General features: G+C 61.6%; 25 protein-coding genes, 1 pseudogene and 1 riboswitch. Of the genes and pseudogenes, 15 read left to right on the top strand and 11 right to left on the bottom strand.

Annotated features, from left to right (window positions below):
* Window positions 1-6: 6 nt before the first annotated feature.
* Window positions 7-121, top strand: a riboswitch (SAM riboswitch).
* Between the two features lie 53 nt (window positions 122-174).
* Both ACN50D_RS14775 and ACN50D_RS14770 read left to right on the top strand, forming a co-directional pair.
* Window positions 175-1,500 carry an aminotransferase class V-fold PLP-dependent enzyme gene (locus tag ACN50D_RS14775; RefSeq protein WP_047269698.1) on the top strand — a complete coding sequence of 442 codons (1,326 nt, stop codon included), beginning with the start codon at window positions 175-177 and terminating at the stop codon, window positions 1,498-1,500.
* Between the two features lie 210 nt (window positions 1,501-1,710).
* Window positions 1,711-2,325 (top strand): hypothetical protein, encoded by a 615-nt coding sequence (locus ACN50D_RS14770; RefSeq protein ID WP_003941149.1) that lies wholly within the window; start codon window positions 1,711-1,713, stop codon window positions 2,323-2,325.
* On the opposite strand, the gene ACN50D_RS14765 is transcribed toward ACN50D_RS14770, so the two are convergent.
* A complete protein-coding gene (locus tag ACN50D_RS14765; RefSeq protein ID WP_054187927.1) occupies window positions 2,304-3,182 on the bottom strand; it encodes a DNA-binding transcriptional regulator in 879 nt (292 codons plus the stop codon). The two genes, ACN50D_RS14770 and ACN50D_RS14765, sit on opposite strands and share 22 nt — an antisense overlap.
* A 143-nt stretch (window positions 3,183-3,325) precedes the next feature.
* Here ACN50D_RS14765 and ACN50D_RS14760 point away from each other — a divergent pair, with 143 nt between their 5' ends.
* Both ACN50D_RS14760 and ACN50D_RS14755 read left to right on the top strand, forming a co-directional pair.
* Window positions 3,326-4,324 (top strand): alpha/beta hydrolase family protein, encoded by a 999-nt coding sequence (locus ACN50D_RS14760; protein WP_211921355.1) that lies wholly within the window; start codon window positions 3,326-3,328, stop codon window positions 4,322-4,324.
* Window positions 4,317-5,528, top strand: a complete 1,212-nt coding sequence (locus tag ACN50D_RS14755) for a saccharopine dehydrogenase family protein (RefSeq protein ID WP_211921357.1) — start codon at window positions 4,317-4,319, stop codon at window positions 5,526-5,528. Before ACN50D_RS14760 ends, ACN50D_RS14755 begins: the two co-directional genes overlap by 8 nt.
* Here ACN50D_RS14755 and ACN50D_RS14750 read toward each other — a convergent pair whose 3' ends face one another.
* Together ACN50D_RS14750 and ACN50D_RS14745 are read right to left on the bottom strand one after the other, a co-directional pair.
* Window positions 5,529-5,873: a hypothetical protein gene (locus tag ACN50D_RS14750; RefSeq protein ID WP_042922749.1), complete on the bottom strand. Its 345-nt coding sequence runs from the start codon at window positions 5,871-5,873 to the stop codon at window positions 5,529-5,531.
* 93 nt (window positions 5,874-5,966) lie between these two features.
* Window positions 5,967-6,344, bottom strand: a complete 378-nt coding sequence (locus tag ACN50D_RS14745; protein WP_211921359.1) for a hypothetical protein — start codon at window positions 6,342-6,344, stop codon at window positions 5,967-5,969.
* 63 nt (window positions 6,345-6,407) lie between these two features.
* On the opposite strand from ACN50D_RS14745, the gene ACN50D_RS14740 reads away from it, so the two are divergent.
* Window positions 6,408-6,986 carry a CGNR zinc finger domain-containing protein gene (locus tag ACN50D_RS14740; protein ID WP_050655927.1) on the top strand — a complete coding sequence of 193 codons (579 nt, stop codon included), beginning with the start codon at window positions 6,408-6,410 and terminating at the stop codon, window positions 6,984-6,986.
* Between the two features lie 134 nt (window positions 6,987-7,120).
* Window positions 7,121-8,728, top strand: a complete 1,608-nt coding sequence (locus tag ACN50D_RS14735) for an ABC transporter substrate-binding protein (RefSeq protein WP_211921361.1) — start codon at window positions 7,121-7,123, stop codon at window positions 8,726-8,728.
* Window positions 8,729-9,083: 355 nt separating this feature from the next.
* Here ACN50D_RS14735 and ACN50D_RS14730 read toward each other — a convergent pair whose 3' ends face one another.
* Window positions 9,084-10,586 (bottom strand): MFS transporter, encoded by a 1,503-nt coding sequence (locus tag ACN50D_RS14730; protein ID WP_211921363.1) that lies wholly within the window; start codon window positions 10,584-10,586, stop codon window positions 9,084-9,086.
* Between the two features lie 158 nt (window positions 10,587-10,744).
* Between ACN50D_RS14730 and ACN50D_RS14725 the strand changes: the two genes are divergently transcribed.
* Window positions 10,745-11,419, top strand: coding sequence for a TetR/AcrR family transcriptional regulator (locus tag ACN50D_RS14725; RefSeq protein ID WP_007727120.1), 675 nt, complete (start codon window positions 10,745-10,747; stop codon window positions 11,417-11,419).
* Here ACN50D_RS14725 and ACN50D_RS14720 read toward each other — a convergent pair.
* Window positions 11,409-12,170 carry a DMT family transporter gene (locus ACN50D_RS14720; RefSeq protein ID WP_307850489.1) on the bottom strand — a complete coding sequence of 254 codons (762 nt, stop codon included), beginning with the start codon at window positions 12,168-12,170 and terminating at the stop codon, window positions 11,409-11,411. The two genes, ACN50D_RS14725 and ACN50D_RS14720, sit on opposite strands and share 11 nt — an antisense overlap.
* On the opposite strand from ACN50D_RS14720, the pseudogene ACN50D_RS14715 reads away from it, so the two are divergent.
* Window positions 12,167-12,220: pseudogene (locus ACN50D_RS14715) on the top strand (hypothetical protein); the annotation flags it as partial. The gene ACN50D_RS14720 and the pseudogene ACN50D_RS14715 sit on opposite strands and share 4 nt — an antisense overlap.
* Before the next feature lie 79 nt (window positions 12,221-12,299).
* On the opposite strand, the gene ACN50D_RS14710 reads toward ACN50D_RS14715, so the two are convergent.
* From ACN50D_RS14710 to ACN50D_RS14700, 3 genes are all read right to left on the bottom strand, one after another.
* Window positions 12,300-13,622, bottom strand: a complete 1,323-nt coding sequence (locus tag ACN50D_RS14710) for an MFS transporter (protein ID WP_211921365.1) — start codon at window positions 13,620-13,622, stop codon at window positions 12,300-12,302.
* Window positions 13,606-14,133, bottom strand: coding sequence for a carboxymuconolactone decarboxylase family protein (locus ACN50D_RS14705; RefSeq protein ID WP_211921367.1), 528 nt, complete (start codon window positions 14,131-14,133; stop codon window positions 13,606-13,608). The genes ACN50D_RS14710 and ACN50D_RS14705 overlap by 17 nt, the downstream gene beginning before the upstream one ends.
* A 73-nt stretch (window positions 14,134-14,206) precedes the next feature.
* Window positions 14,207-15,637: an MFS transporter gene (locus ACN50D_RS14700; protein WP_041814608.1), complete on the bottom strand. Its 1,431-nt coding sequence runs from the start codon at window positions 15,635-15,637 to the stop codon at window positions 14,207-14,209.
* Between the two features lie 251 nt (window positions 15,638-15,888).
* Here ACN50D_RS14700 and ACN50D_RS14695 point away from each other — a divergent pair, with 251 nt between their 5' ends.
* The 3 genes from ACN50D_RS14695 to ACN50D_RS14685 all read left to right on the top strand — a co-directional run bounded on the left by ACN50D_RS14695 (window position 15,889) and on the right by ACN50D_RS14685 (window position 17,683).
* Window positions 15,889-16,695 carry a hypothetical protein gene (locus ACN50D_RS14695; protein WP_065456201.1) on the top strand — a complete coding sequence of 269 codons (807 nt, stop codon included), beginning with the start codon at window positions 15,889-15,891 and terminating at the stop codon, window positions 16,693-16,695.
* Between the two features lie 198 nt (window positions 16,696-16,893).
* Window positions 16,894-17,271 carry a metal-sensitive transcriptional regulator gene (locus ACN50D_RS14690; protein WP_211921369.1) on the top strand — a complete coding sequence of 126 codons (378 nt, stop codon included), beginning with the start codon at window positions 16,894-16,896 and terminating at the stop codon, window positions 17,269-17,271.
* Window positions 17,272-17,278: 7 nt separating this feature from the next.
* A complete protein-coding gene (locus ACN50D_RS14685) occupies window positions 17,279-17,683 on the top strand; it encodes a 6-carboxytetrahydropterin synthase (RefSeq protein WP_054187872.1) in 405 nt (134 codons plus the stop codon).
* A 41-nt stretch (window positions 17,684-17,724) separates the two neighbouring features.
* Here ACN50D_RS14685 and ACN50D_RS14680 read toward each other — a convergent pair whose 3' ends face one another.
* Together ACN50D_RS14680 and ACN50D_RS14675 are read right to left on the bottom strand one after the other, a co-directional pair.
* Complete coding sequence (locus ACN50D_RS14680; RefSeq protein ID WP_003941166.1) at window positions 17,725-19,326, bottom strand: ABC transporter substrate-binding protein; 1,602 nt, start codon at window positions 19,324-19,326, stop codon at window positions 17,725-17,727.
* A gap of 163 nt (window positions 19,327-19,489) precedes the next feature.
* The gene (locus ACN50D_RS14675; RefSeq protein ID WP_307850465.1) at window positions 19,490-19,945 is read right to left on the bottom strand and encodes a hypothetical protein; all 456 of its coding nucleotides are present in this window, start codon (window positions 19,943-19,945) and stop codon (window positions 19,490-19,492) included.
* Between the two features lie 91 nt (window positions 19,946-20,036).
* On the opposite strand from ACN50D_RS14675, the gene ACN50D_RS14670 reads away from it, so the two are divergent.
* Window positions 20,037-20,711, top strand: a complete 675-nt coding sequence (locus ACN50D_RS14670) for a class I SAM-dependent methyltransferase (protein WP_162113894.1) — start codon at window positions 20,037-20,039, stop codon at window positions 20,709-20,711.
* Here ACN50D_RS14670 and speB read toward each other — a convergent pair.
* Window positions 20,675-21,631 (bottom strand): agmatinase, encoded by a 957-nt coding sequence (gene speB / locus ACN50D_RS14665; protein ID WP_003941134.1) that lies wholly within the window; start codon window positions 21,629-21,631, stop codon window positions 20,675-20,677. The two genes, ACN50D_RS14670 and speB, sit on opposite strands and share 37 nt — an antisense overlap.
* Window positions 21,632-21,777: 146 nt before the next feature.
* Between speB and ACN50D_RS14660 the strand changes: the two genes are divergently transcribed.
* The 3 genes from ACN50D_RS14660 to ACN50D_RS14650 all read left to right on the top strand — a co-directional run bounded on the left by ACN50D_RS14660 (window position 21,778) and on the right by ACN50D_RS14650 (window position 25,077).
* Window positions 21,778-22,413, top strand: a complete 636-nt coding sequence (locus tag ACN50D_RS14660; protein ID WP_007727089.1) for a helix-turn-helix domain-containing protein — start codon at window positions 21,778-21,780, stop codon at window positions 22,411-22,413.
* A gap of 133 nt (window positions 22,414-22,546) precedes the next feature.
* Window positions 22,547-23,392, top strand: a complete 846-nt coding sequence (locus ACN50D_RS14655) for a carbon-nitrogen hydrolase family protein (protein ID WP_070161550.1) — start codon at window positions 22,547-22,549, stop codon at window positions 23,390-23,392.
* On the top strand, window positions 23,389-25,077 hold the full coding sequence (locus ACN50D_RS14650; RefSeq protein WP_042452042.1) for a flavin monoamine oxidase family protein: 1,689 nt from the start codon (window positions 23,389-23,391) through the stop codon (window positions 25,075-25,077). The genes ACN50D_RS14655 and ACN50D_RS14650 overlap by 4 nt, the downstream gene beginning before the upstream one ends.
* Window positions 25,078-25,144: the final 67 nt, after the last annotated feature.

Here is a 25,144-nt window from a genome sequence, read left to right as displayed (position 1 = left end):
TTGCCAGGTCACGAGTACCAGTGTTCAGCCCCGGCTTGCTGGTCGGCAACCCTCCTCCGCGGTGGGGTGCTCCGGGTGACGACCCGGCTGCGTTCGAAAACGAATGCGGCAAGCGCGGACTCTTCCGGGGCCATCTCCCGACGAACGAGTCCTTGAACGTGAGGATTGTCTTCGATGACTGCTGTATTGAGTGCCGACACCTGCTGCACCACCGCGATTGCCAAGGTTTCGGGTGCCGACCTGCAGGTTCCATTGGTTCAGGGCGGCGAATGCTCCTACGCCAACTTCGACTACGCGGCCAGCGCGCCGGCATTGGCCCAGGTCACCGACCGTATCGCCGAATTGTTGCCCACGTACGCCAGCGTCCACCGCGGTGCCGGCTACGCGTCCCGGATCTCCACGCTCACCTACGAGAACGCTCGTGAATCCGTTGCTCGTTTCGTGAACTGTGCCAACGATCAGGTTGTCGTCTTCACCCGGAACACCACCGATTCGCTGAACCTGCTTGCGCAGTGCGTCCCCGGCAGCACCGTCGTCCTCGACGTCGAGCATCACGCAAACCTGTTGCCGTGGAACGACGCTCGTATCGTCACCGCCGCAGACACCATCGAAGAAACGATCGAGCGTCTGATCGGTGAACTGTGCACCAAGCCTGCCGCGCTGCTCGCAATCACCGGGGCCTCCAACGTGACCGGTGAGATCCTGCCGATTGCACGTTTGGCTGACATCGCTCACCGTTGCGGCGCACGTATCCTCGTCGACGCTGCTCAGTTGGCTCCCCACCGTCGCATCGACCTGCAGGAATGCGGCGTCGACTACGTAGCGTTCTCGGGCCACAAGCTGTACGCGCCCTTCGGCGCCGGCGTTCTCGTCGGCCGCCGTGACTGGCTCGACGAAGCTCAGCCGTACCTCGCCGGCGGCGGCGCCGTGCGTGAGGTGACCATCGAATCCACCGAGTGGGCTTGCGCGCCCGCACGCCACGAGGCGGGTTCCCCCAACGTGCTCGGTGCGGCAGCCATCGCGACCGCCTGCGAAACCCTGCACGCCCTGGACTTCGACGTGATCGCCGAGCATGAGAAGGCGCTCACCGCCCAGCTCACTGACGGCTTGTCCGCCATCGAGGGCGTCTCACTCGTGCGACTGTGGAACGACGCTCCCGACGCCGTCGGAATCGTCACCTTCACCGTTGACGGATTCGAAGCGGGCGAGATCGCCGCATTCCTCTCCGCCGAGCACGGCATCGGAGTTCGCGACGGTCGCTTCTGCGCACATCCGGTTCTCGCGCGCCTCGGCCTCTCCGGCGGTGCAGTTCGCGCCAGCCTCGGCCTCGGTAGCAGCTCGGACGACGTGACGCGGTTGGTCGACGCCGTGAACATCCTGGTTTCGAATCAGCGTGATTGGAAGTACGCGAAGACGGCAGGTGCGTGGAACCCTGTGCCCGAGACCCGCCCCTTCCTCGGAGCCGCAGACGACAATGCCGGCGCAGCCGAGTGCGTCTGAGCTGAGCTCGGTCCCCGAAAACTCGAACGGACAACTAGCATGGCAGCCATGGCACCAGCGGATTTTCCCGCCACCCCTTCGAGAGTGAGCATCACTCTCGGTCAGTGGTGCCGTCGCCATGTCGATCTGTGCCGCACCTCTTCAGGAATGTGTTCGAGCTGACGATTCGTCTCGCTCATCCCATACTTTTCTGATTTTCGGAGGTCTCACATGTCTTCACTCGCTTCGCATTCTCTGCACGTAGCGGTCGAGTTGACCGGATCCGGTCACCATCCGGCCGCTGAGGGCGCACCCGGCAACCTGCCCATCATCGGCGGCGACTACTGGGTGGACCTCACCGAGGGTGAAAAGGCTCTCGATTTGGCTTCATTCCCTACCAATGTGGTTCGGATTCGCGCTGCGGATCTGCGTGAGGCACAGCTCGAACGCGCACGGATACGCGCTGCCGTCGCCGAAGAAGGACGCGATCCCGACAGCGTCGCAGTGCTGGTCGATCTCGAGATTCTGATCGCGCCGGAGGCTCGCTCCGCTCGTAAGGAGCTTGCGCAGTTGGACAGCGCGTTGACCTCGCCGCGGGTTCCCGTTTCGCTTCATTACGTCGGAACGCCTTCCGGTCTCGGCAGTTTGATCGCCGATATCCGAGCTGCGGAGGTCGCCGACGGCGTTACGTTGCTGCCTCTCGCATTGCCTCGCACGCTCGAGCATCTGGTGGACAGCACCATTCCGTGGCTTCAGGATCGCGGACTTGTCACACCGTCCACCGCAGTCGACGAGGTTCTCGGGCGTTTCGGACTGCCGCCCCGTCAGCGCACGCTTGCGTCCTGATCGTCACCGATTGCATCTGCGTACAGGTGGAACAGCGACGGTAATTCGTCGGCACCGTCCACCTGTGCCAGAAGCGTCCAGCACTGCGCAGTGATCGACCGAGCCCTCGTGCCGATCCAGTTGGTGGGCAGTAGTTCCGGCGGCAACAGCGGATCCGGTTCCATGGCTCGCGTGAATTCCGCCGCGAGTTCGATGGTCATCGTGACAGCATCGGTACCCGGACTGTTCTGCAGTTTGTGCAGGCGTGCGGTCGCTACGTCGAGTAGCCGTTCGTATCCGTCAGCGATCTGGTCCAGTGGCCACAACTGCGCGGCAATCTTCACGGGGTCTTCGAGAGTGCCCACTTTCAGATCTCGAGTGGTGAGAGAAGACAGGTGCTGTTCGACGTCGAGTTCGGCGGCCGCATCGCGAATATACGGTTCCCAGGCGTGCGGCGAGACGTACAGACCGCCCTGGACGAGCGCGCCGCCGAGGTAAACGACCCTGGTGCGCAGCGCATCTCGCCCTTTCCGTGACGACTCCGGAATTGCGAATCCGGCCAGGTGCCAGTACCCGTCCCACGGCGTCACAGTGTCGCGGTCTTGTCGATAGGCCAGCCGAACGAATTCGACGTCGGGTTCCATCTCGCGCAGGGCTTTCGGCGTTGCTCGTAGCGTGGCCTGTCGCCCGCGACCTTCCTGAGTGAACTTCCCCTCGGTGACCAACCGCTTGATGCACAGCCGAACCTGTTGATCAGTTTTGCCGAGGGCGTCGGCGGTGGCATAGAGGGTGTGCCCGTCGACAGTTCCGTCCGTGCGCAGTAGTCCCTCGATCAAGATCCTCGTGGGTACATCGACGTCCCTGTCGGTCATCGCCATGTCCTTTCCTCGCTTCTCGACATCTTCGCCCACAACTGTACTATCGAATGCAATACGATCGTTTCAAATTCGTACGTTAGGGCGGGAAGATGGCAGCGGAATCGATGAGCGAGGGCAAGAGTAAGCCTCGTTTACGCAGGTGGATGGTTACTTCCCTGGCGGTGGTCGTTGTTCTGATCGCGACTCTGGTGGGCTGGACGCTGTACCAGAACACCTATGACATCCGTGAGGAAAAAGTGACGATCACCGGGGGATCGGTGCCGCTCCAGGGAGTCCTTGCACTGCCCGAACACGGTGACGGTCCCTTCGGGCTCGTGGTTTTCGTCCACGGAGACGGCCCGGTCGATGCAACACATGAGACGTTCTATCGACCGGTGTGGGAGGCGTTCGCAAAGGCGGGGTACGCGTCACTCTCCTGGGACAAGCCGGGGGTGAATGGGGCACCGGGCAATTGGCTCGACCAGAGCATGGACGATCGCGCGGCAGAAACGGAAGCGGCAATCGAGTGGGCGCGGGGACGTTCGGATATCGATCCGTCTCGGATCGGTCTGTGGGGTGCAAGCCAGGCAGGGTGGGTGATGCCCAAGGTGGTGAACCTCGACCCGGACGTAGCGTTCGTCATTGCCGTGGGTCCCGCGATCAACTGGCTCCAACAAGGCGAATTCAATACCCTAGCCGAACTTTCCGAGAGAAATGCGTCGGCCGACGAGTTCGAGAAAGCGCGGGTCGATCGTGCGAAGAACTTGGATCAGTTGGCCCGTGATGCATCGTTCGACGATCTCGTGGCCTCCGGCGAGGCCGACGGTCTCACCGAAGACCGGTGGAACTTCATCCGAAAGAACTACCTCTCGGATGCGCGAGCCGATCTCGAAACCGTGAAGGTTCCGGTGCTCTTGATCATCGGCGGACAAGACGTCAACGTCGACGTGGCTGATACCGAAAGGGCGTACCGCGAATTACTCGACTCGCCAGGGCAACTGGTGGTCAAGAAGTACCCCGACGCCACTCACTCGATTGTGGAGAAGGACCTCGAAGACTCGGAATTGATGTCGGCTCTGGTGGCCGTTCTTGCTCCCCGTTCGATCTTCGCTCCCGGCTATCTAGCGGATCAGACTGCATTTTTGGAGGGAATTCATGGCTGACGGAATCACGGTTGTCGCACTGGGTGGTGCCGGTGCCATGGGCTCGGCAGCAGTTCGTCTGGCCGCAACATTGCCGGGAATCGGCAAGGTAGTAGTCGCGGATCGCGATATCGATGCTGCGAAGCGTCTTTCAGTTGAACTGGCGCAGGCGTCAGCGGAAGTCGAGGCGCGCAGCATCGACGTCACGGACGGTCGCACGCTACGTGAATTGCTTGACGGCGCAGACGTGGTCGTCAATACGGTCGGACCGTTCTTCCGTTTCGGCGTCGGCATTCTCCAGGCAGCGATCGAGACCGGGACTCACTATCTCGACATCTGCGACGACTGGGAGCCGGCCGTCGACATGCTGGAATTGGACTGTGCCGCGAGGGGAGCCGGAATCTGTGCGGTAGTCGGCATGGGCGCAAGTCCCGGGATGAGTAACCTCCTGGCCGCGATGGCAGTCTCGCGATTGGACGTGGTCGACGATCTGTATACAGCCTGGCCGGTTGATGTCGAGGGCGAGGACGAGTCGGTGGACACATTGAGTGCAGCCGCCGTTCACTGGATGCAACAGATCAGCGGCCAGGTTCCGGTGGTTCGTGCGGGGCGAATCGTCAACGAAGAACCGTTGCGTTCCATCGCACTCGAACTGCCCGGCGGACGTCGGGGGAACGCTTACGTGGTCGGGCATCCGGAGCCGGTGATGTTTCATCGGACCATCAATCCTGCGGGGCATTCGGCAAATCTGATGGTCATCACACCGGAAACCGTGGCGTTTCTCGACGTTCTCCGCGCCGACATCGACAAGGGGAGAATCGATCTCGACTCGGCCGCCGAAGAATTGGGCAAGCCTTCGCTCGGACGGATGATCCGTGCTGCGCCTCGAATGCTCACGCGCGCCGGCCACGGATCCCTGCCGTTGTTCTTCGCCTCGGCGACAGGAATGTTCGACGGAAGAGCGATGCGCGTCGTGGCCCGGGTTGCAGACGATTCACCGGTGTCGGAGTTGCTGTCGGACATGGCCGGTTCAACCGGAATCCCCTTGGCGCTCGGCCTTGCTCAGGTGGTGTCCCGGCTCGCCGACGGAACGATTTCGGATCGGATCGGTGTGCACTCACCCGAGAGCGTCGTCGACCCGGAAGTTCTGTTCACTGCGCTGGCGCGGTTGTTCGATCGAACCGACTGGAGTGAGATCGTCACCGTCGAATCCGAGTTCCGCTAGTCAGTTCGCGGCGTGTGATCCGATGCGACTGCGGATTTCGGTCTCGACGCGATCGGCGTCCTTGGGGCTGAACGAAGGCGATCCGTGGCCGGCGAGAGTGAGTACCACCGCGGTCTCCTTCCACGGGCGTGAAAGATCCAGGCTGTACCACGAGCTGAAATCTGTTGTTCCCCAGATTCGTAGGCGTCCGCTCAGCCATGACATGACTCCGAGGTCGACGGATTCGATCTGCGAGTACGGGACGAACTTGCTGACAAACGGGAAGTAGTAGTGGCGGATCGTGACGCCCTGATCGTCGATCCGGACGGTTCGGTCCTCGTAGATTGTCGATGTTCCTGCACTCACAGTGATAACCCGGTTCCTGCTGGTCGATGCTCTCGATGGCTGCCTGAAAACCAACCATACAGTCTCTATTGGGACAGGCTGCGAGCGCGGGCGTCAAGCGCTGGTGGGCCTTGAGACGACGAGATCGCTCACCGCGATCTGGGCATTGCCGATTGCCGTCTGAACTGGTTTACAACTGCTCGATGCTCGGGCGAGCGCAAGAACTGCGGTGAGCAGGGCAGCGTCGGGTTGTCCTTCGAACGGTCCGCTCTCGACATCGAACTTTCCAGCTCGCAACTGCTTTCGGGCGTTGATTCCCAGTTGTGAAATGACCTCGTCCATCGCGGTCAGGCATTGGGCGAGCGCTCCGATCGACCAGTAGAGATCGGCTGCAACGACGGGTGTCCCCGACGCCACGGTGCCGGCGCGGCGTAATCGGTTGTGGGTGTCGAGGAGTATCTCGGGCAGTCCGTGGTCTGCGCAGTGTTCCATCCCGCCGCCTCCGTAAGGTGTAAAGTTAGGTTATTCAATTACGGTAAAGCAGGGAGGTAAGGGATGCAAGTAGTTTTAGACGATTACGTATCCGGTGCGTCGTTTGCGACGGACCTGGTCAACACCTCACCCCGAGTGTGGGTGGAGGCTGGTGACGCGTTGCCAGACTCCCAGACGCTTCACGATCTACTGGACGAACATGGACTCTCGCCGGATGCGCTCACCAACGGACGCGGGCCGACCAGCGGTGAACTTGCGGACGTTCAGGGGCTCAGAGAGGAAATTCGTTCGGTTCTCGATGCTCCGACTGCCGGCGAACTAGTCGATCGCACTCATCAACTTCTCCAGGCCGTCCCGCATCACGTTCGACTTACGCCAGATTCCCAGAACGGCTATCGGTGGAATGCAGTACCGGACAACACAATCGATCTCGCGGGTGAACTCACGTTGTTGATCGGATACTCGTTGCTGGGGACTCTGCGCACATTGGGGTACGAACGATTCCGTCCATGCGCATCGCCGACGTGCAACGGGGTGTTTGTCGATACGAGCAGGGGAGGGCGACGCCGATACTGCATGCCGGCGTTGTGCGGCAACCGAATCAACGTCGCGAATCACCGTCAACGGCAGCGTCGTACTTAGCGTCTGCGCTTGCCCGGTCGATAGTGACAATCGAACAGAGTACGGCCGACTGTATGGGGAACTTCAACGAGATACAGACCACGTCAATCCCGCACGATTGTCGCCATGGCAACTCCTAGTAGATGGCGGCTCGTATGAAAGCCCGTTCTGTCTCCGCGACAGCAGTTATCAGCGTTGGCGTTTTCACCCTGGCCGGGTGTGGCGGCGCATCCAGTCCCGAAGGTTCAGTCGGTGAGTATGCAAAGGACGGCAGTTTCACGACTGTCATCAACGCCGATCCCGGAAATCTGCACCCTCTGATCACCAACCTTACGTCGACTCAGATCGTGAACGCGTACTCGTACGATTCGTTGATCGACATCGACGCGCAAACACGCACTGTGCGTCCCTATCTGGCGGAGAGCTGGAGTGAAGAAGGGAACACGCTGAAGTTCGTGCTCAAGAAGGGCATCACTTGTGCCGACGGCACTTCCTTCACCGCACAGACCGCGGCCGATGACATCAACTGGGTCATGGATCCTGAAAACGCTTCACCGCTACGCGGATCCACTGTGCCGATGTCGACTTCGGCCTCAGCGGACGGTGACGAACTGACGGTGACTACCGCCGAGCCAGCGCCCTTCCTGCTCTCTCGGATCGGCGCGTTGCGGCTTCCGTGCGCTGCGACGCTCGAAGACCCGGCCAGTATCCGTTCCAGTAGTAACGGAACGGGTCTGTTCAAGGTCACCGAAGTTGTTCCCAACGATCACATCACGATGGAACGCCGCGACGGCTACACCTGGAGTCCGAACGGCGAGACCACTTCCGACACTCTCGGAGTGCCGAAGACAGTGACGATCAAGATTGTCACCGATCCCAGTACGACGGCGAATCTTGTTCTCACAGGCGGAGTGAATGCCGCAGCGGTCACCGGTTCGGACGAGGAACGAGTCTTGGCCGCGGGTCTGGATTCGAAGACCTACACCACGTTGTCCGGCGAGTTCATCTTCAATCATTTCGCGGCCCTACCCACGGCAGACCGTGCTGTACGGCAGGCCCTCGTGCAGGCAGTAGACCTGGACGACTACACCGAGATCACCACCGGCGGTAAAGGAACCCGCGCACGTGCCCTCGCGGTTTCGGAACCCCTTGCCTGCGACTACAACAGTGTTGAAGGAACGATTCCCGAGTTCGACGTCGACGCAGCCAAGAAGACCTTGTCCGACGCAGGTTGGAAGGCGGGGGCCGACGGCGTCCTGACGAAGGACGGTCGACCGCTTGCCCTCAACGTGATTTTCAACAACTCACGCGATACGAACTCTGCCGCCGCGGAATACGTGGCAACACAGTGGGAAGGACTGGGCGCGAAGGTGAAACTGACCGGCGGCGACTACAGTTTTGTCATCGCCAACACATTCAGCACCACCGACCTGTCGTCGTGGGACGTTTCCATCGGTTTGACGCTGGGGAGTGATACGCCGAGCATCTTTGCCAAGTACTTCACCGGCCCGCCCAAACCTGAAGGAGTGAACTTCGCTTCCCTCGACAACAAGAAGTACATCGAATTGTCCACTGAGGCTTCGCTTCTTCCCGGTGACGAGTCTTGCAAGGTCTGGGAGGAAAGTGAGCGCGCGTTGTTCAACGACATCGACCTGCTGCCGGTATCCACGACTCCCGCTCACATGTTCTTCAACGGCGCAACGTCGATCTACCCGCCGTCGAGCGGAATCCTTCCGGGCTCGGCGATCCGTGTCCTGAAGTAGGACCCTCGGCAAACGCTCACTTTCGGGTATTGATCATCCGAAGAGCAAACCGAAATACCACTGCAGCACCCGCACCTGCAGCCAGGCCGGCGACGACATCGGCAAGAAGGACACCGACGCCTATGCCCAGGACGGCAGCGGCGGCGACAGCAAGGGCTACGTCAGCACGGGGAGCGGCGATCGCGGCATCCTTTCCCCGAGTATCGAACGAGCACCCATCTCAACGGAGCATGTCACGAAACTGTCGTCCGCAGGTGTATCAACAGCAAAATGTGTGAAACGCGTCGGCCCCGACGGAGTTGGACTCCGCCGGGGCCGGGCTGTGTGTACAGCGCAGTGTGTATTGCGCGCTGGCTCAGTGTGTCGGAACGGATTCCTTCGAGGAGGGCGGGGACGTATCGGTGTGCTGGCTACCAATCTCCCTGCGGGAGTTGGAGCTGTTGAACCGAGGGAGGAAACCGGCCAGGACGAGTGCGACGACGGCGGATCCGGCAGCGAGGGCCATGACGACGCGGAAAGCGTTCTCCGACGGCAGCGTTGCCCCACCGATGGACATGGTCATCTGGGCGATGACGACACCCGCGATGGCGCTGGCGAATGAGGTACCGAGGGAGCGCATCAGGGTGTTGAAGCTGTTGGCTGCACCGGTCTCGGACGGAGGAACAGCCCCCATGATGAGAGCGGGCATCGCGCCGTAAGCCATACCGGTACCGGCGCCGATGATCACTGCGATCACGATCAGTTCCCAAATCGAGTGCATGGCGAAAATGCCGATGCCGTAACCGATTGCGACGACAACGGCGCCGAGCATGAGCGTCACCTTGGGGCCGTGCGAATTGGTGATGCGTGAGGACAGCGGAGAGATCAGCATCATGATGATGCCGGAGGGAGCCATGACCAGACCTGCGGTGAGCATCGAACCGCCTAGGCCGTAACCAGTGACTTCAGGCAACTGGACTACCTGGGGAAAGACCATGCTGGCGGCGAACATCGCGAATCCGAACACGATCGATGCGAGGTTGGTGAAGAGCACCTGGCGGCGGATGGATACGCGTAGATCCACCAGCGGCTTGGGGGTGCGTAGTTCCCACCAAGCCCAGAATCCGAATATCAGGATCGCGGCGCCGAACAAGGAAAGCGTGAGCGTGCTCGTCCAACCCCAGTCGCCACCCTTGGAAATGGCCAGTAGTAGAGCGATGAGGGCGGCTGAGAGCGAGATTGCCCCACCGAAGTCGAACGTGCCACCTGTGCGAACCGCCGATTCGGGGACCAGGACGACAACAAGAACGGCCGCAAGAGCGCCGAGCACGGCTGACGCCCAGAACAGGACGTGCCAGTCGGCGTACTCGGCGATCAAAGCCGCGATCGGAAGCCCCAGAGCGCCACCGACTCCCAGCGAAGCGCTCATCATCGCAACAGCGCCGGCGAGCTTCTTGGGCGGAAGTACATCGCGCATCACACTGATACCCAGCGGAATGACGCCGGCAGCAAGGCCTTGCAGGATTCGGCCGGCAACGAGGGGGATAACGCTCGAACTGAGGGCTCCGACCACCGAACCGGTGACCAACAGCGCCATGCTGATCAGGAGTAGACGCCGTTTGCCGAACATGTCGCCCAAGCGGCCCATGGTCGGGACGGCGACGGCGGCGGCGAGCAGCGTGGCGGTCACAGCCCACGCGGTATCGGACGCCGGCGCGTTCAGGTACTCGGGCAGATGCGGGATGATCGGGATGACCAGCGTCTGCATGAGCGAGACGACGATGCCGGAAAACGCCAGAACAGCCACCACTGCGGTGGTGGCTGGCGACTTCGTTGTCTGTGGCGGCGTTGTCGGTGGTGGAGAAGTGGTTGACGACATTGCGGTAACTCCATCGGAGGAAGAACGAATAATGGTTTAAGTCAGTTGATTGAACTAAAGTTAAATCAAGTGACTGACTTAACGGAAGGGTGTGCCTCCGATCGTGACGAATATCTCCGGTGCCGAGCAGCTTCGGATGGTCGAGGATGATGGTGCCCATGACTACGAGGACTGAGGACGCGTCGGCCGACGTCGGCGGCGCCGCAAATTCCGCGCGCTCTGCTGCAACCCGAGACCGCATTCTCGCCGTCGCCGAGCAGTTGTTCGCCGAGCACGGTGTCTTCGCGGTTTCGAACCGCCAGGTGAGTGAAGCGGCGGGTCAGGGCAACAATGCAGCCGTCGGATACCACTTCGGGACCAAGACCGATCTGGTCCGCGCGATCGTGAACAAGCATTCCCAGCAGGTCGAGAAGAAGCGTGGCGAACTGCTGTGTGAGATCGAAGGGTCCACAAACGTTCGTGACTGGATTTCGTGTCTGGTTCGGGCGTCGACCGATCACTACGCCGAAATGGGTGGCCCGACTTGGTACGCGCGGTTCAGTGCACAGATTCTCACCGACCCGGTCCTGCGGAAAATCGTCTACGACGAGGTACTGGCCTCGCCCACCCTGCAGGAGACGCTTCGGGGACTCTCTGACTGTCTGGCCGACATGCCGATGAGTGTTCGACGCGCCCGCGCGGACATCGGACGCAATGCGATCGTGCACATGTTCGCCGAACGTGAGCGCACGCTTGCCGAAGAGGGGCCGGACGCGGTCACGTCATGGGAGGACTTCACGACCGACCTCGTCGACGCGCTGGTCGGACTTTGGACGGCTCCGATCAGCCGCTGACCGGCCGTTTGTCCGCGCTAGCCGCCCGCCCCGGGGCAACCCTGCGGGATGGATCTCGCGTCGGTGGAAGATCCAGGAGCAAGCCGACTCCGGCAAGAATGACGACGAGCCCGCCGACGAGCGCGAAGGTAACAGGCTCGTTCAACCACAGCACTCCGATGGCTGATGCCGAAATCGGAACGAGAAGAGTGACGGCCGATGCCGCGACTGGACCTGCCTGACGAATTATCCAGAAGTAGACCAGGTAGCCACCGGCGGTAGCCCCCAGCCCCAGGGCTACCACGGCGATGAGTGGGCCGACGGTTATGGGCCCCGGAGGGGGAGCGACGGCGGACACCGGCACCAAGAGGGCGACCGCGGCAAGTTGCTGGCCGAGGGCCAGCGTCAGGGGTGGAGTGTCCTGGAACGACTTTCGTGCGTAGACACCTCCGACTGCGTACAGCAGCGCCGCGGTCGCAGATGCGCCAATGGCCAGCATTGCGCGACTGTCGATCGTTGACGGAATTCCGCCGACAAGCACCGAGACGCCGACGATGCCGATCGCGACCCCCGAGAGTTTTCGCCAGGTGATCTTTTGTCGAAGCCAGAAAGCGGCGACGAATACGGTGAACATCGGAGTCGTGGCATTCAGGATCGACGCCGTCGACGAGTTGAGGCCGACGATCGCAGTTGCGACAAGCGTCAGGGGCCCAGCGACGTTGAGGGTTTCGTGACTTCGAAGGTAATCGGTACTGGTTCTGCTGCAAGGGATGTGGTCCTCGGTTCGACGCAAATCCCAGGAAGTATGCCGACGTGAGCTGAGCGAAAAGTGGTGGTGCAGGCGATGGCTGCACCACCACTTTCGTTGAGGCCCAATCGAGGTTCGGGCAGACCGTCGACATCAGACGGTGCGAGCGCATGCGCACTGGGTTGCCGCCAAGGTGCATTGGCCTCGCGTGGTTTCATACGTCGCCTGTCCGGGCAATTCAGCAACTGTCTCCCGAGGCCAAAGTGCAAATCCTGCAACGGCTCCCACTGCGGCAAGCGCTGCAAGGATGCTCCAGGTGACCGCAAATCCCGCGCTCGAACCAACCCATCCGGCGATCGGATAGGTGACAAGCCAGGCAAGGTGCGACAGGGAGAACTGGGCTGCGAACACCTCCGGTATGCCTGCGGGTTCGACGGAGCGCCGAAGTACTTTTCCGGTCGGAGTGACGATCATGGCCATGCCGGCGCCGACGAGCGCCCACACTGCGGCAGTGAGCATCCACGTGAATACACCGGCCACGGCGAGGGCTGCTGCCGCGCCGGCGCTGACGACCAGGACAACGGAACCTGCTGTCATCACGGTACGTTCAGCGGTTCTGTCGAGAACGCGTGGAAGAAGAAGCGCGGTCACCAACGTGCCGGTGCCTGACGCGGCAAGCATCCACGCCACGTCGGATTGGGTTCCACCGAGCTCGTCGCGGACGTAGTTGACGGTGTTGACCACCACGATCGATCCGGCTGCTGCCACCACGAGATTGAGTGCCATGATGCCGCGCAGTCGCGGCGTGGTCACGAAGATCCGCATCCCCGACGCGATCCGATCCCACGCCTTGCGGTGAGTACTTCGGCGAGCGTTGGGGATTCGGGTGGCCAGCACGAGCAGTGCCGAGACGGCAAAGCCCACGGAGGTGGCGACGAACAACAGGTTGAATGTCATGAAGGACAGAGCGACTGCGGCAAGAACAGGGCTGAGCAGGCTTTCCATCGTGTAAGCGACCTGCGATGCCGACAGCGCGCGGGTGAAATCGGCCTCGTCGGTCACGATGTCAGGGATGACCGCTTGGAACGTGGGAGTGAACGCTGCCGACGCAGCTTGGAGAACGCCCACCAGCACGTAGATGTGCCAGATCTCGCTGACGAAGGGCAATGCGATCACGACCGCTGCGCGAATGGCGTCGAGGACAACGAGGAAAGCCCGTCTCGGCAACCGGTCTACGTACGCCGCCGCGAGTGGAGCGATCACGACGTACAGGGACATCTTGATCGTCAGCGCGGTGGCCAGCACGGCTCCGGCGCTCGGTCCGGCGAGTTCGTAGGCGAGTAGACCCAGCGCAACCGTCGCCAACCCGGTGCCGAACAGCGCGATGATCTGGGCGCTGAAGAGCAGGCGATAGTCGCGAATCAAGAACAGATGCAGGCTGTTCCGTTCCGGTGCGGAGTTAGCGATCCGGTTCATTTGGTTTCACTCCCGCGACAAGATTGAAAGCTCCGGTCAGGACATTGAGGGCGACGATTACGACTACGTCGGCGATCTCGCGATCACCGTAGCCGTGCGCTCGAAGGCCCGTGATGTGTTCGTCTGAAATCGAGGCAGGCTCCCGATAGACGCGAAGCCCGAGGTCGATCATTGCCGCGATGGCGGGATCGGCCGAGGTGCCCGCGCGGGCACGCTCGATCTCGTCCGCCTCGACGCCGTTGGCGTGCGCGGCGGCCACGTGGGCTTCGAGGCAAACAGCGCAACCTTGCTGGACCTGCACAGCGATAGAGATTCGCTCGGTGATCTTGCGGCTCAGTTTCGCTCGCTTCATTGCTCGGCTGAGTTGCAGATAGCCGCCCAGCACAGCGGGCGAATGAGCCATCGCCGCGACCATGTCACCGACCTGTCCGTGACGGTTGACGAGTTCGGCGAGAAGGTCTTTCGATGCACCGACAGCGGTGGTGGGCGTGAGAGAAGCAAGGCGCGACATAACGAGTCCTAAGTGGTTCCGCCGGTGGTGGGTTCGGCTGGTGACAGCCGGCCGAACCCACCACCGGAGTTGGTCAAGAATTGACGGTGGATTGAACGGGTCGAGGATCGTCGACCTTGGTCGACCGCATCACGATCGCGGTGATTGCTGCGCCAACCACTGCTATGGCGGCTGCTCCGAGGAACACGGCGGAGAAACCGTTCGTCAACTCCGTCAGGTCACCGAGTTGATCAGCGCCGAACACTGCTGCGATCGCGGTCATCACCGCGAGGCCGACAGCCGAGCCGACCTGGTAGCTGACGTTGACGATGCCGGAAGCCAATCCGCCCTCTTCCGGGCGCGCAGCCGAAATCGCCGTACCGAGTGAGGGAATGAACGCCAGCGTCATACCTGCCGCAGCCACGAGCGATGCCGGCAGTACGTCGACCCAGAAGTTGCCGGTGGGCCGGATCAACGACATCCAACCCAAACCGATTCCCAGTACAAGCAATCCGGTCACGATCATCGCTTTTGCACCGAAGCGTGCCATGGCCCGTGGTGCCACGACGACCATGCCGAGCATGACGAAGATCGTCATCGGCAGCAGCGCCGCACCGGCCGGGAAGGCGCTGTATCCGAGCACTTGCTGCAGGTACAGGTTCAGGAAGAACCACATCGGTATCCAGGCAGCGCCGAGGACGAGCTGAGCGATGTTCGCGGCACCGAGGTTGGGCGCCTTGAAGATTCCCAGACGCACCAGAGGTTCCCGACGCTTGGACTGGATCAACACGAATGCACCCAACAGAGCGGCCGAAACGGCGAGCGCCAGCCACGTCTGCCCGGATCCCCATCCAACATCAGGTGCTCTGACGATGCCGAAGACTCCGACAGCAAGACCTGCGGTGACAGCGAGTGCGCCGAGGAAGTCGATCGACCCGGTACGTGCCGGTGCGTTCGGCATCAGGAGGGGAGTAGCGATCAGCGCGATGACAGCGATGGGAATGTTGAGGTAAAACACCCAAGGCCAGCTGGTGTATTCGGTGATGACGCCGCCGAGGAACACGCCGGCCGTACCGCCGGCCGGGGCGGCAGCGCCGTAGATGGACAGCGCCTTGGTCATCTCTTTCTGCGTGCTGCCGAACAGCATCATCAGCAAGGTGAGCGCCGACGGCGCGATGAGTGCGGCACCGGCACCCTGAACTGCGCGGCCCGCAAGTTCGACGGCGACGTTACCGGCGGCACCGGCGACAACGGAACCGATCAGCAGGATCAGCCAACCAGCGGAGAACACTCTGCGGGCGCCGAACAGGTCGGACAGGCGGCCGCCGAGGAGGAGTAGCCCGCCGAACGCGATGACGTACGCATTGAAGACCCAGGTCAGGCCTTCTTGGGAAAAGCCGAGATCGCTCTGCATCTGGGGGAGAGCGACGCCGATGATGGAGGTGTCCATGATGACCATGAACTGAGCGGCGGCGATCAACGCCAACGCCCACCACTTACGGGTGGATTTCGGTTGTGTGGACATTCTGAGTTCCTTACCTGTACGGGGTATAGGTGATGCTTGTGTGGTCAAGGGGTGTCGTAAGCGGGCCTGGGTGACATCGGCGCAGCGCTTCGTTGGGGCGCACGGGGAAATGCTGCTCTTGGAACTCATTCGGCCGGCGCTCTGCGTAGATGCGCATCGGATCTCCTTCGAGTGAATTCAGGGTGTTCGAGTAGTTCGTTGCATACCCTAGGGGGGTATGGTACAAATTGCAACAGGTTCGATGTCAAGGAGTGCAGAACCTGACGCAGACGGCAACGAAAGTGCTGCCGACCCAAACTTTGGAGGGCAAGATGTTCAGCGACAACGGCTACACACTGGAATTGGCAACGTCGGAGGCGACCGTCGGCAACCATGTCCCCTTGCAGTTCCGGATCCTGGATCCGGTTGGAACTCCCTTGATCCGGTACACGGACACCCACGACAAGCAGTTGCATCTGATCGTGGTCGGTCTGGACCTGACCGGATTCCAGCACGTGCATCCCGAATTGGACGAGAACGGAAACTGGCATGTGTCAGTCGATTTCGATCATGCGGGAGACTATCGAGTGTTCGCTGATTTCACTCCGGACGGTGGTGACGGAATCACGCTCAGTGCGGATGTGCGCGTCGCCGGACCCTATGATCCTCGGCCGTTGCCCGCTGCTGCTGCCGCCACGACGGTCGACGGCTATACCGTCTCCCTCGAAGGCGCGGCCCATGCCGGCCAGATATCGAAGCTCACGCTCTCGGTCAGTCGTGACGGAATCCCGGTCACGGACTTGCAGCCCTACCTTGCCGCATACGGGCATCTGGTCGCGTTGCGTGCCTCCGACCTCGCCTATCTCCATGTCCATCCGGACGGCTACCCCGGTGACGGTGTCACGCCGGCTGGACCGGCAATCACCTTCTACGCCAACATGCCGAGCGCCGAGGATTACCGGTTGTTTTTGGACTTCAAGCACGGCGGAGTGGTGCGTACGGCGGAATTCACGCTGACGGCCGACAATGCGACCACGCCTGGGGCCGAACACTCGAGCCACGCGCACCACGGGCACTGAAACCGAATGCGTTTCGCAGCAACGGGAAAACGGGCATCGCTAATCGCCATGCACCCATCTGTTCGCGCAGTAGCGAAGTGCGTGGCGATGTGCACAGTGATTGCTCTGCAAGACAAGGGAAGTCGAAGAGTATCCGCACATCGCACCGGTAACGAGAATTGTTGCGAAGTCATGTGTTGACGAACAGGAGGACATCGAATGTCGGAAGCGACAGAAGTTGGCAGTGCGCCAAGCAGCGCTCCAAACAGTGTCCAAAGCAGTGATGCGACCGGCGATGCATGCTGCACGAGTGATTCGCACGGCTACATCACCGCCAAGGGCGACTACCTGGCGCGTCTGCGTCGCATAGAAGGTCAAGCTCGCGGCCTGCAGCGCATGGTCGACGAGGACAAGTACTGTATCGACATCCTGACGCAGGTGTCGGCGATGACCAAGGGCCTCCAGGCGGTGGCCATGGGCCTGCTCGAGGACCACATCGGCCACTGCGTCGTCAAAGCCGCTGTTGCCGGTGGGCCCGAGGCGGACGCGAAGATCAAAGAAGCGAACGACGCGATTGCGCGATTGGTCCGCTCATAGAATTGTGATGAACATTGATACCTTGGTGCGCATGTTCAGTATCGAGATCCGTCGTACATTCGCTGTGAGGCAGGGGCTTCCGGCACCGGTGCGGGACGCGAAGAACTTGCCGCCGCTGATGCCTGCCGACGGATTTCGCGTGACGATGCGAGTGGCGTTCTCGTTCGAGGACGACCAACTCGGAGAACGTGGATGGTTTGTCGACACGGACGCTCTGGACGAGTCCGTCGATCGATGTGCCGAGCAATTGGCGAGCGGTGCCTGGCCGGAGATTTTCGATTTCCGTCCGTCATTCGAGAATGTCGCGAAGTGGGCTTTCAGTGAACTTGCGTCCAGCATTCCTCAGCTGACCTACGTCGAACTCGACAACGAGACGATCGGTGTGGCAACAAGATACGTCAGATCACAATGATCTGACGTATCTCGTTGACGCACCGCGTTCGGTCGACCGGCCTACTGGTAGAGGCGCAACGCAGAACCGATGAAGGTCTTACCGAATGCGAGTCCGGCCTTGTTGAAGTAGAAGCTCAAGACCGTATCTGCAAACGGGACTGCGGACACCGTTTTGGTGATCTGTGACTCGGCGTCCGCCCACTCCGCGCACGCTGCTTCGCCGGTCAAGCCGGATGCCTTGGCAACGGCTGCTTCGTAGGCGGGGTTGTTGATCGAAGAGAAGTTCTTACCTGCTGCCGGAGCAGGACCGGAGAAGAACGGGACGAACCCGCTGGGAACCGAATTGTTGATCTGGATCCACGCGATGTCCCACTGGTTGTTGTCCTTGCCACTGAGCATGACGTCGACAACCTTGGTCTGGTCGGCTCCTGTCACCTCGACGGTCGCACCGAGGTCGGACCATGCCGACTGGGTGAGCTCGGCTGCCGCGCTGCGCGCATCTTCGCCGGCAGCGTAGAAGAGGCGGAGGGTCAGCGGCTTTCCGTCCTTGCTTCGTTTGCCGTCGGAGCCGGCGGTCCAACCTGCAGCGTCCAGTGTTGCCTTTGCTGCGCTGAGGTCGAAGTCCGGAATGTTGCCTGCGACAGAGTCGTACACACAGGCTCGGGGCTCGACGGAGACAAGACTTGTTGCACGGGTGCCCTGGCCGCCAGTGATGACTTCAGCGAGATCGTCGAGATTGACAGCCTGGACGAGAGCTTTTCGAACGGCGGGATCGCTGGTCGGATTGTCCGCAATCTGATTGAAGTACATCTGACCGGCGGGAAGTGGGCGCTGGACCGAGTCGAAATTGGCGGCATCGATGCGATCCTTGTCCGGACCGGCGATCGGAGATGCGCTCAGTTCGCCTGAGAGAAGCTGGTTTGCTGCGGTGCTGACATTGGGTGCCATGACAGCAATGACTGTCTTGGGGACACCCGGTGTGTCGGAGGTGGTGTCGTCGGGCCCCCAGCTGTAACCGTCACGACGCTCGAACGTGTAGTGGTCATTGGCCGAGACTTCGGTGACTTCGAACATGCCGGAGCCCAGCGACTTGTTGTTCGAGGCGGTCGGATCTTCGAGACCGGCATCGCACATGATCGGGAGGCGACTGATGGTGAGGAGGAGGAACGGGGTCGGCGCCGGAGTGGTTACCGTGATGGTGCGGGTGGCGAGATCGGCAGTGGCCGAAGCGCCGATGGGAACTGTGGTGCCGCGTTGTTGTGAACCCTTGGCTGGATCGGCTACGAAGTTGATGTTGTTCGCGACGGTCTGTGCAGTCAGCGTCGACCCGTCGGTACAGGTCACGCCTTCACGAATGGTGAAGGACGCGGAGGTCGGCGTTTCTTCCCACTTCTCGGCCAACCATGGTTTGAATTCACTGGTTTCAGGATCCTGGTAGACCAGGGAGTCGTACGCCAGCTTCGAAATTTCCGCGGTTGCCGCAGAGCCGGACATGATCGGGTTGAGTGCACCCGGATCGCCTTGCAACGCGTACCGGAAGGTTCCGTCAGTCAGAGGCTCACCGCCGCCGGAGCCCGAGGACGTGCCTCCCGAGCTGCAAGCCGACAATACGAGCGCGAGCCCCGCGGTCGCGGCAAGCGTCGAATAGGAGCGGTGTTTCATTGTGCCTCCGTGAAGGAGCCGGGGCCCGGGAGTGAATCGTGAGGGCGCAGTCGAGTGTGACCGCTAAATCTTGGCGTAGGACGTGACGGGCATCTCGGTCGATCCTCACGAAAATCGGGCGGATTTTTGTTCGATTTCACGAAGGTTGGAGTTCTGGTTCAGTTCACGGGGAGTCGAGGTCACTTCGTCGTGGCCACCCGGTCTCCGTGAGCACGGTTGCTGGAACTGACCTCAACGGGGAGGTGGGGCCGAGACCGTGGAGGTCTGCGTCGTCGTCGATTTCGGACCAGAATTCGTCCGCCGAAACATCAAGGCCGAGAACGATCCACGGCGGTCCGGCTTCTTGGAACGCGTACGAGACGGTTCCGGTACGCGGAACTGTCGTATCGAACAGTCGGTCTCCGACGGGATAGCCCTGCTGCTCGCCGACCAAAGTCAAGGTAGTCGGTTCGAAGGATTCATCGCGCAGAATCTTCTCGACTGCGCGGTCGAAGCTCTGCTGGACGCTGAACTCTTCGTCCGAGTTCGAACCGGTGAACTCGGGGAAATGCGCACAACACAAAACGTATGGGCCCGCTGAGCTGCAGTAGAGACGAAACACGGGAAATCCACCGGCCACGACGTGACGTTAGCAGGGCGTCGAAATGGAGAAGTTGCTGTTTCAGCAAAGATGGTTGCGTGAGTTGTGGAGGGTCGTTCATCCTGGGTGCATGAGCCACGAACACCACAATCACCACGAAAACTCCGATACCACCGAGAATCCGTACGCCAAGGCGGACGCACAGTTCTGGAACTCGCTGTACGAGGAACGCCCCGCGCGCTGGAGCGGAAATCCCAACCCACAGTTGATTGCCGAAGCCTCCGACCTGGAACCGGGCACGGCACTCGACGTCGGTTGCGGCGAAGGTGCCGACGCTTTGTGGTTGGCGCATCGCGGGTGGAAGGTCACCGGCACCGACATCTCGTCGGTTGCGCTCGGGCGCGCCCAGGCTCACGTCGAGGGCGAGGGCGTCGACATCGAATGGCTGGAAGCCGACCTGACGAAGTGGGATCCGCAGGGGCGCTCGTTCGATCTGGTGTCCGCGCAGTTCTTCCACATGCTCGAACCCGCGCGCGGGGAATTGTTCCGTGCTCTCGGAGATCTGGTCGCGCCCGGCGGGCATTTGCTGATCGTGGGCCACTCACCTCACGAGTCGCCGACCGAGCACCATCGGGCCATGCTCCATACACCCGAATACGTGGAGTCGCTGTTCACCGATGGTTGGAAGGTGTTGGTCTCGGAGTCGCGGGAACGTGATCTTCCCGCGAACCCCGAGATGCATCACACGACGGATACCGTTGTGCTGCTTCAGCGATTGAGTGCGAGCACCGACAGCAACTCGTAAGCGACGTGAGCCGCTGCGATACCGGTGATCTCGGCGTGGTCGTACGCCGGCGCTACCTCGACGATGTCGGCGCCGACCACGTTGAGTCCCACCAACCCACGCAGTGTGTTCAACAATTCGCGAGAGGTCATGCCGCCCGCTTCGGGTGTTCCGGTGCCCGGAGCGTGGGCGGGATCGAGTACGTCGATGTCGACGGAGACGTACACCGGGCCACCGTCGAGGCGCTTACGCATGCGCTCGACGATGCTGGCGACACCGTCGACCTCGTAGTCGTCACTGCGGATCACCTGGAAGCCGAGGACGCGGTCGTCTTCGAGGTCCTTCTCGCTGTAGAGCGGTCCACGGATGCCGATGTGCTGCGAACGCTCCATGTCGATCAGGCCCTCTTCGCTGGCGCGGCGGAAGGGGGTGCCGTGGGTGAAAGGCTGACCGAAGTAGGTGTCCCAGGTGTCGAGATGAGCGTCGAAGTGCAGGACGGCGATCGGGCCGTGATCGCGGGCCAGTGAACGCAGGATCGGCAGTGCGATGGTGTGGTCGCCGCCGAGCGTGAGCACGGAGGAACCGTCGGCGCGCAGGTCGGTGACGGCGGACTGAACCGTCGTGAGAGCTTCCTGAATGTCGAAGGGGTTGACGCCGATGTCGCCGAAATCGGCTACCTGCTGATTGGCGAAGGGCGAGACCTTGAGAGCCGGGTTGTACGGACGCAGCAGCTTCGACGCAGCGCGGATGTGGCCCGGACCGAACCGGGCACCGGGGCGGTAGCTGACACCCGAATCGAAGGGGATGCCGAGGATCGTCACGTCGGCGCGCGAGACCTCGTCCAGGCGCGGGAGACGCGCAAAGGTGGTCGGCTCGGCGTAGCGGGGGACGCGCGTGGCGTCGACGGGTCCGATGAACGATCCGGGGTTGTTGGTAGCCATGTGCAGAGGTCCCTGCTCTCGATTCGGCGCACACCGGGCGCCCTTCAGTGATGTAGCTCTCTGAGCAAGTATGGTTTCTTCAAGAGGCTCGGTTGTCAACCCCTGTTTCCTGAAAGGGACACGGCGGTCGTGAAGGAGTGGGTTCAGTGGCCAAGGCGAAGGAAGCGGTCGAGCCGGTCGGACCGCGCATCGGGGCGAGGCTCAAGGCGGCACGTCAATCGAAGCGGTTGACCCTCGACGACCTGGCCGAGGCCTGTGGTGTGACCAAGGGGTATCTCTCGAAACTCGAGCGCGATCACGTCAACGCGTCGGTGGCGACCCTGATCAAGGTGTGCGCGGTGCTCGAGATCCCTGTCGGATCCCTGTTCGAGAATGCGTCCGCCGGTGAAGTAGTCCGCGCCGACGCCATGCCGCAAATCAGCTTCGGTGGCGAAAAGATGACGGAGTACCTGCTCACGCCTACCAACGAGCGTCGAATTCAGGTGCTGCTCGGCGAGCTGGAACCAGGCGGCGGAAGTGGTCGGGAGTTCTACAGTCTGCCGATCGACGTGAACTTCGTGCACGTGCTCGAGGGCGGCTTGCGGGTCTCGTTCGAGGGCGGTCGGACGGATCCGAACGGTGAGGCCGTCGATGCCGAAGACGTCGTACTTGCGGCGGGCGATTCCTTCACATTCACGCCGACCCACAACCATAGTTTTCAGGCCGAAGGCTCGGTTCTGGCGAAGGTTCTGTGGGTCTTGAATCCGGCATTGCCGGAAGGGCCCCGCGCGTCGTCTTCGTGAGACTCGAATCCGTGAATGTTGATTCTTAGGAAACAAGAGTTGACATGATTGGCGGCACCCGTCACGCTGGTAGTTGTCCCCGTCACACACACCGTCGAAAATTGGCGTCACGGAACTCCTGAAGGAGCGCACCATGCATGTCGATTCAGTTCGAGTTGGCCTGTTCCAAGGTCCGCTCACCACCCCGGACACCTTTGCGTCGGTGGAGTTCAACCTCGCTGCAATCGACACTGCTGCCCGCGAGGCTGCAGCATCCGGTGCGAAGATCCTGCTGACGCCGGAGATGTCCGCAACCGGCTACGACATCGGCGAACTGGTGTCGCTACGCGCGGAACCGGCCGACGGCCCCATCTTCGATTCCGTCGCCGCGATTGCTCGAAGTGCCGGCATCGCAGTCGTCTACGGCTACCCCGAACTCGACGGGGGAGATGTCTACAACAGTGTGCAGGTGGTGGACCGCGACGGCACTTCGCTTGCGCACTACCGCAAGACGCACCTGTTCGGCGCGCTCGACCGCGAACATTTCCGGCCAGGTGAGACCCTGGTGGTCGGGTTCGATTTCGAGGGCATCCGCTGCGGGTTGTTGATCTGCTACGACGTGGAATTTCCGGAAGCGGTTCGGGCCCATGCCGACGCCGGTACCGAATGGCTCATCGTGCCGACAGGGTTGATGACTCCGTACGAACACATTGCGCAGCAAGTGGTTCCGGCCCGCGCATACGAGAGTCAGATGTTTGTCACCTACGTCAATCGCTGCGGCGCCGAAACCGAGCTGACCTACTGCGGTCTCTCGTGCGCCATCGCGCCCGACGGTGCCGAGTTGGCGAGGGCCGGGTTCGGCCAGGAATTGCTCTTCGCGGATATCGCCGCCGCCACCGTCTCGCAATCGCGCACCCTCAACACGCATCTCGACGATCGACGCCTCGATCTGTATCCAGACCTTTCTGTCACGACTGTCTCCAAGGAGAACCGTAGATGACCATCCCAGTAGCTCCGGACAGTTCCTCGGAACCCGGGAAGCAGCCGCCCCTCACGATGTTCGGGCCGGATTTTCCGTTCCCGTACGACGACTACGTTTCCAGTCCGGCGGGACTCGGCTCGGTGCCCGATCTGGCACTGGGTACAGAAGTTGCCGTGATCGGTGGCGGACTCTCCGGCATGATCGCGGCCTACGAGTTGCTCAAGGTCGGTCTCAAACCGATTGTCTACGAAGCTGATCAGATCGGTGGCCGGATGCGGTCGGTCGAGTTCGACGGGCACCCCGGGGTTGTCGCCGAGATGGGCGCAATGCGTTTCCCACCATCGTCGACGACGTTGTTCCACTACCTGAACGAACTGGGTCTGCAGACCGAAGAGTTCCCCAATCCCCTTGCCGAGGTCACGCCGAGCACCGTCATCGATCTCAAGGGCGAGAGTCACTACGCGCACACTCTCGAGGATCTGCCGCCGATCTACACCGAGGTGGCGCAGGCCTGGCAGCGCACTCTCGAAGAGCATGCCGATCTGATTCCGTTGCAGCAGGCCATTCGTGACCGCGACACCGCAGAAATCAAGCGGATCTGGAACGACCTCGTGGTGCGCTACGACGACCAGACGTTCTACGGATTCCTCGCCGCGTCGAAGCACTTCAAGTCCTTCCACATGCGGGAAGTGTTCGGACAGGTCGGATTCGGTACGGGCGGTTGGGATACCGACTACCCCAATTCGATCCTCGAAATCCTTCGTGTGGTCATCACGGCCGCCGACGACGACCACCGCGGCATCGTCGGTGGATCGCAGCAGCTGCCGATGCGGTTGTGGAACCGCGCCCCGGCGCACATGGCGCATTGGCCTGCCGGTACTACGGTCGCTTCGCTCAACGACGGTGAGACGCGTCCCCGCGTCACCGAACTCCGGCGTACCGAGCCCGGCAACATCACGGTCACCGACTCCGAAGGTTTCATTCGCACGTATGCGAGTGCCGTTGTGACAGTGCAGAGTTGGATGCTGCTGAACAATATCAGGTGTGACGACGATCTGTTCCCGATCGACCACTGGACTGCGATCGAGCGAACTCACTACATGGGTTCGACCAAGGTGTTCGTTCTCGTCGACCGCCCGTTCTGGAAGGACAAGGACCCCGTGACCGGCCGTGATTCGGTGTCGATGACACTGACCGACCGTATGAGTCGCGGCACCTACCTGCTGGATCAAGGCGAGGGCAAGCCAGGCCTGATCTGCTTGTCGTACACCTGGTCGGACGATTCGCTGAAGCTGCTGGCGCTCGACGCCACCGAGCGCATGAACATCATGCTGCGCTCTCTCGAAGAGATTTACCCCGGCGTTGACTTCCGCAGCCACATCATCTCGAGCCCGGTGACGCTGTCGTGGGAAACCGAGCGCGACTTCATGGGCGCATTCAAGGCGAACCTTCCGGGGCACTACCGCTACCAGGAGCGCCTGTTCTCCCACTTCGTGCAGAATGATCTCGAACCGCGTCATCGGGGAATCTTCCTCGCCGGTGACGACGTGTCGTGGACCGCCGGCTGGGCTGAGGGCGCGATCCAGACCGCGATCAACGCGGTATGGGGCGTCGTCAACCATCTCGGCGGCGCTGCGCCTGCCGAGAATCCCGGACCCGGCGACGTGTTCGAGGAGCTTGCTCCGATCAGGTTGGGCGACTGAGCTCACCGCAACTGCCGAAATGTCGTGCCCGATGGGGGTTGGTACTCCTATCGGGCACGACCTCTTT

The organism is Rhodococcus sp. SB1D, assembly GCF_048573875.1.
Lineage (GTDB): Bacteria > Actinomycetota > Actinomycetes > Mycobacteriales > Mycobacteriaceae > Rhodococcus_F > Rhodococcus_F qingshengii.
This window is presented reverse-complemented; position numbering and strand designations above follow the sequence as displayed.

What these genes read in the sequence shown, in the direction of transcription:
- ACN50D_RS14775 (WP_047269698.1), top strand. Translation starts at nt 175, where the DNA reads ATGACTGCTGTATTGAGTGCCGACACCTGCTGCACCACCGCGATTGCC.
- ACN50D_RS14770 (WP_003941149.1), top strand. Translation starts at nt 1,711, where the DNA reads ATGTCTTCACTCGCTTCGCATTCTCTGCACGTAGCGGTCGAGTTGACC.
- ACN50D_RS14765 (WP_054187927.1), bottom strand. Translation starts at nt 3,182, where the DNA reads ATGGCGATGACCGACAGGGACGTCGATGTACCCACGAGGATCTTGATC.
- ACN50D_RS14760 (WP_211921355.1), top strand. Translation starts at nt 3,326, where the DNA reads ATGGTTACTTCCCTGGCGGTGGTCGTTGTTCTGATCGCGACTCTGGTG.
- ACN50D_RS14755 (WP_211921357.1), top strand. Translation starts at nt 4,317, where the DNA reads ATGGCTGACGGAATCACGGTTGTCGCACTGGGTGGTGCCGGTGCCATG.
- ACN50D_RS14745 (WP_211921359.1), bottom strand. Translation starts at nt 6,344, where the DNA reads ATGGAACACTGCGCAGACCACGGACTGCCCGAGATACTCCTCGACACC.
- ACN50D_RS14740 (WP_050655927.1), top strand. Translation starts at nt 6,408, where the DNA reads ATGCAAGTAGTTTTAGACGATTACGTATCCGGTGCGTCGTTTGCGACG.
- ACN50D_RS14735 (WP_211921361.1), top strand. Translation starts at nt 7,121, where the DNA reads ATGAAAGCCCGTTCTGTCTCCGCGACAGCAGTTATCAGCGTTGGCGTT.
- ACN50D_RS14730 (WP_211921363.1), bottom strand. Translation starts at nt 10,586, where the DNA reads ATGTCGTCAACCACTTCTCCACCACCGACAACGCCGCCACAGACAACG.
- ACN50D_RS14725 (WP_007727120.1), top strand. Translation starts at nt 10,745, where the DNA reads ATGACTACGAGGACTGAGGACGCGTCGGCCGACGTCGGCGGCGCCGCA.
- ACN50D_RS14710 (WP_211921365.1), bottom strand. Translation starts at nt 13,622, where the DNA reads ATGAACCGGATCGCTAACTCCGCACCGGAACGGAACAGCCTGCATCTG.
- ACN50D_RS14705 (WP_211921367.1), bottom strand. Translation starts at nt 14,133, where the DNA reads ATGTCGCGCCTTGCTTCTCTCACGCCCACCACCGCTGTCGGTGCATCG.
- ACN50D_RS14700 (WP_041814608.1), bottom strand. Translation starts at nt 15,637, where the DNA reads ATGTCCACACAACCGAAATCCACCCGTAAGTGGTGGGCGTTGGCGTTG.
- ACN50D_RS14690 (WP_211921369.1), top strand. Translation starts at nt 16,894, where the DNA reads ATGTCGGAAGCGACAGAAGTTGGCAGTGCGCCAAGCAGCGCTCCAAAC.
- ACN50D_RS14685 (WP_054187872.1), top strand. Translation starts at nt 17,279, where the DNA reads ATGAACATTGATACCTTGGTGCGCATGTTCAGTATCGAGATCCGTCGT.
- ACN50D_RS14680 (WP_003941166.1), bottom strand. Translation starts at nt 19,326, where the DNA reads ATGAAACACCGCTCCTATTCGACGCTTGCCGCGACCGCGGGGCTCGCG.
- ACN50D_RS14670 (WP_162113894.1), top strand. Translation starts at nt 20,037, where the DNA reads ATGAGCCACGAACACCACAATCACCACGAAAACTCCGATACCACCGAG.
- speB (WP_003941134.1), bottom strand. Translation starts at nt 21,631, where the DNA reads ATGGCTACCAACAACCCCGGATCGTTCATCGGACCCGTCGACGCCACG.
- ACN50D_RS14655 (WP_070161550.1), top strand. Translation starts at nt 22,547, where the DNA reads ATGCATGTCGATTCAGTTCGAGTTGGCCTGTTCCAAGGTCCGCTCACC.
- ACN50D_RS14650 (WP_042452042.1), top strand. Translation starts at nt 23,389, where the DNA reads ATGACCATCCCAGTAGCTCCGGACAGTTCCTCGGAACCCGGGAAGCAG.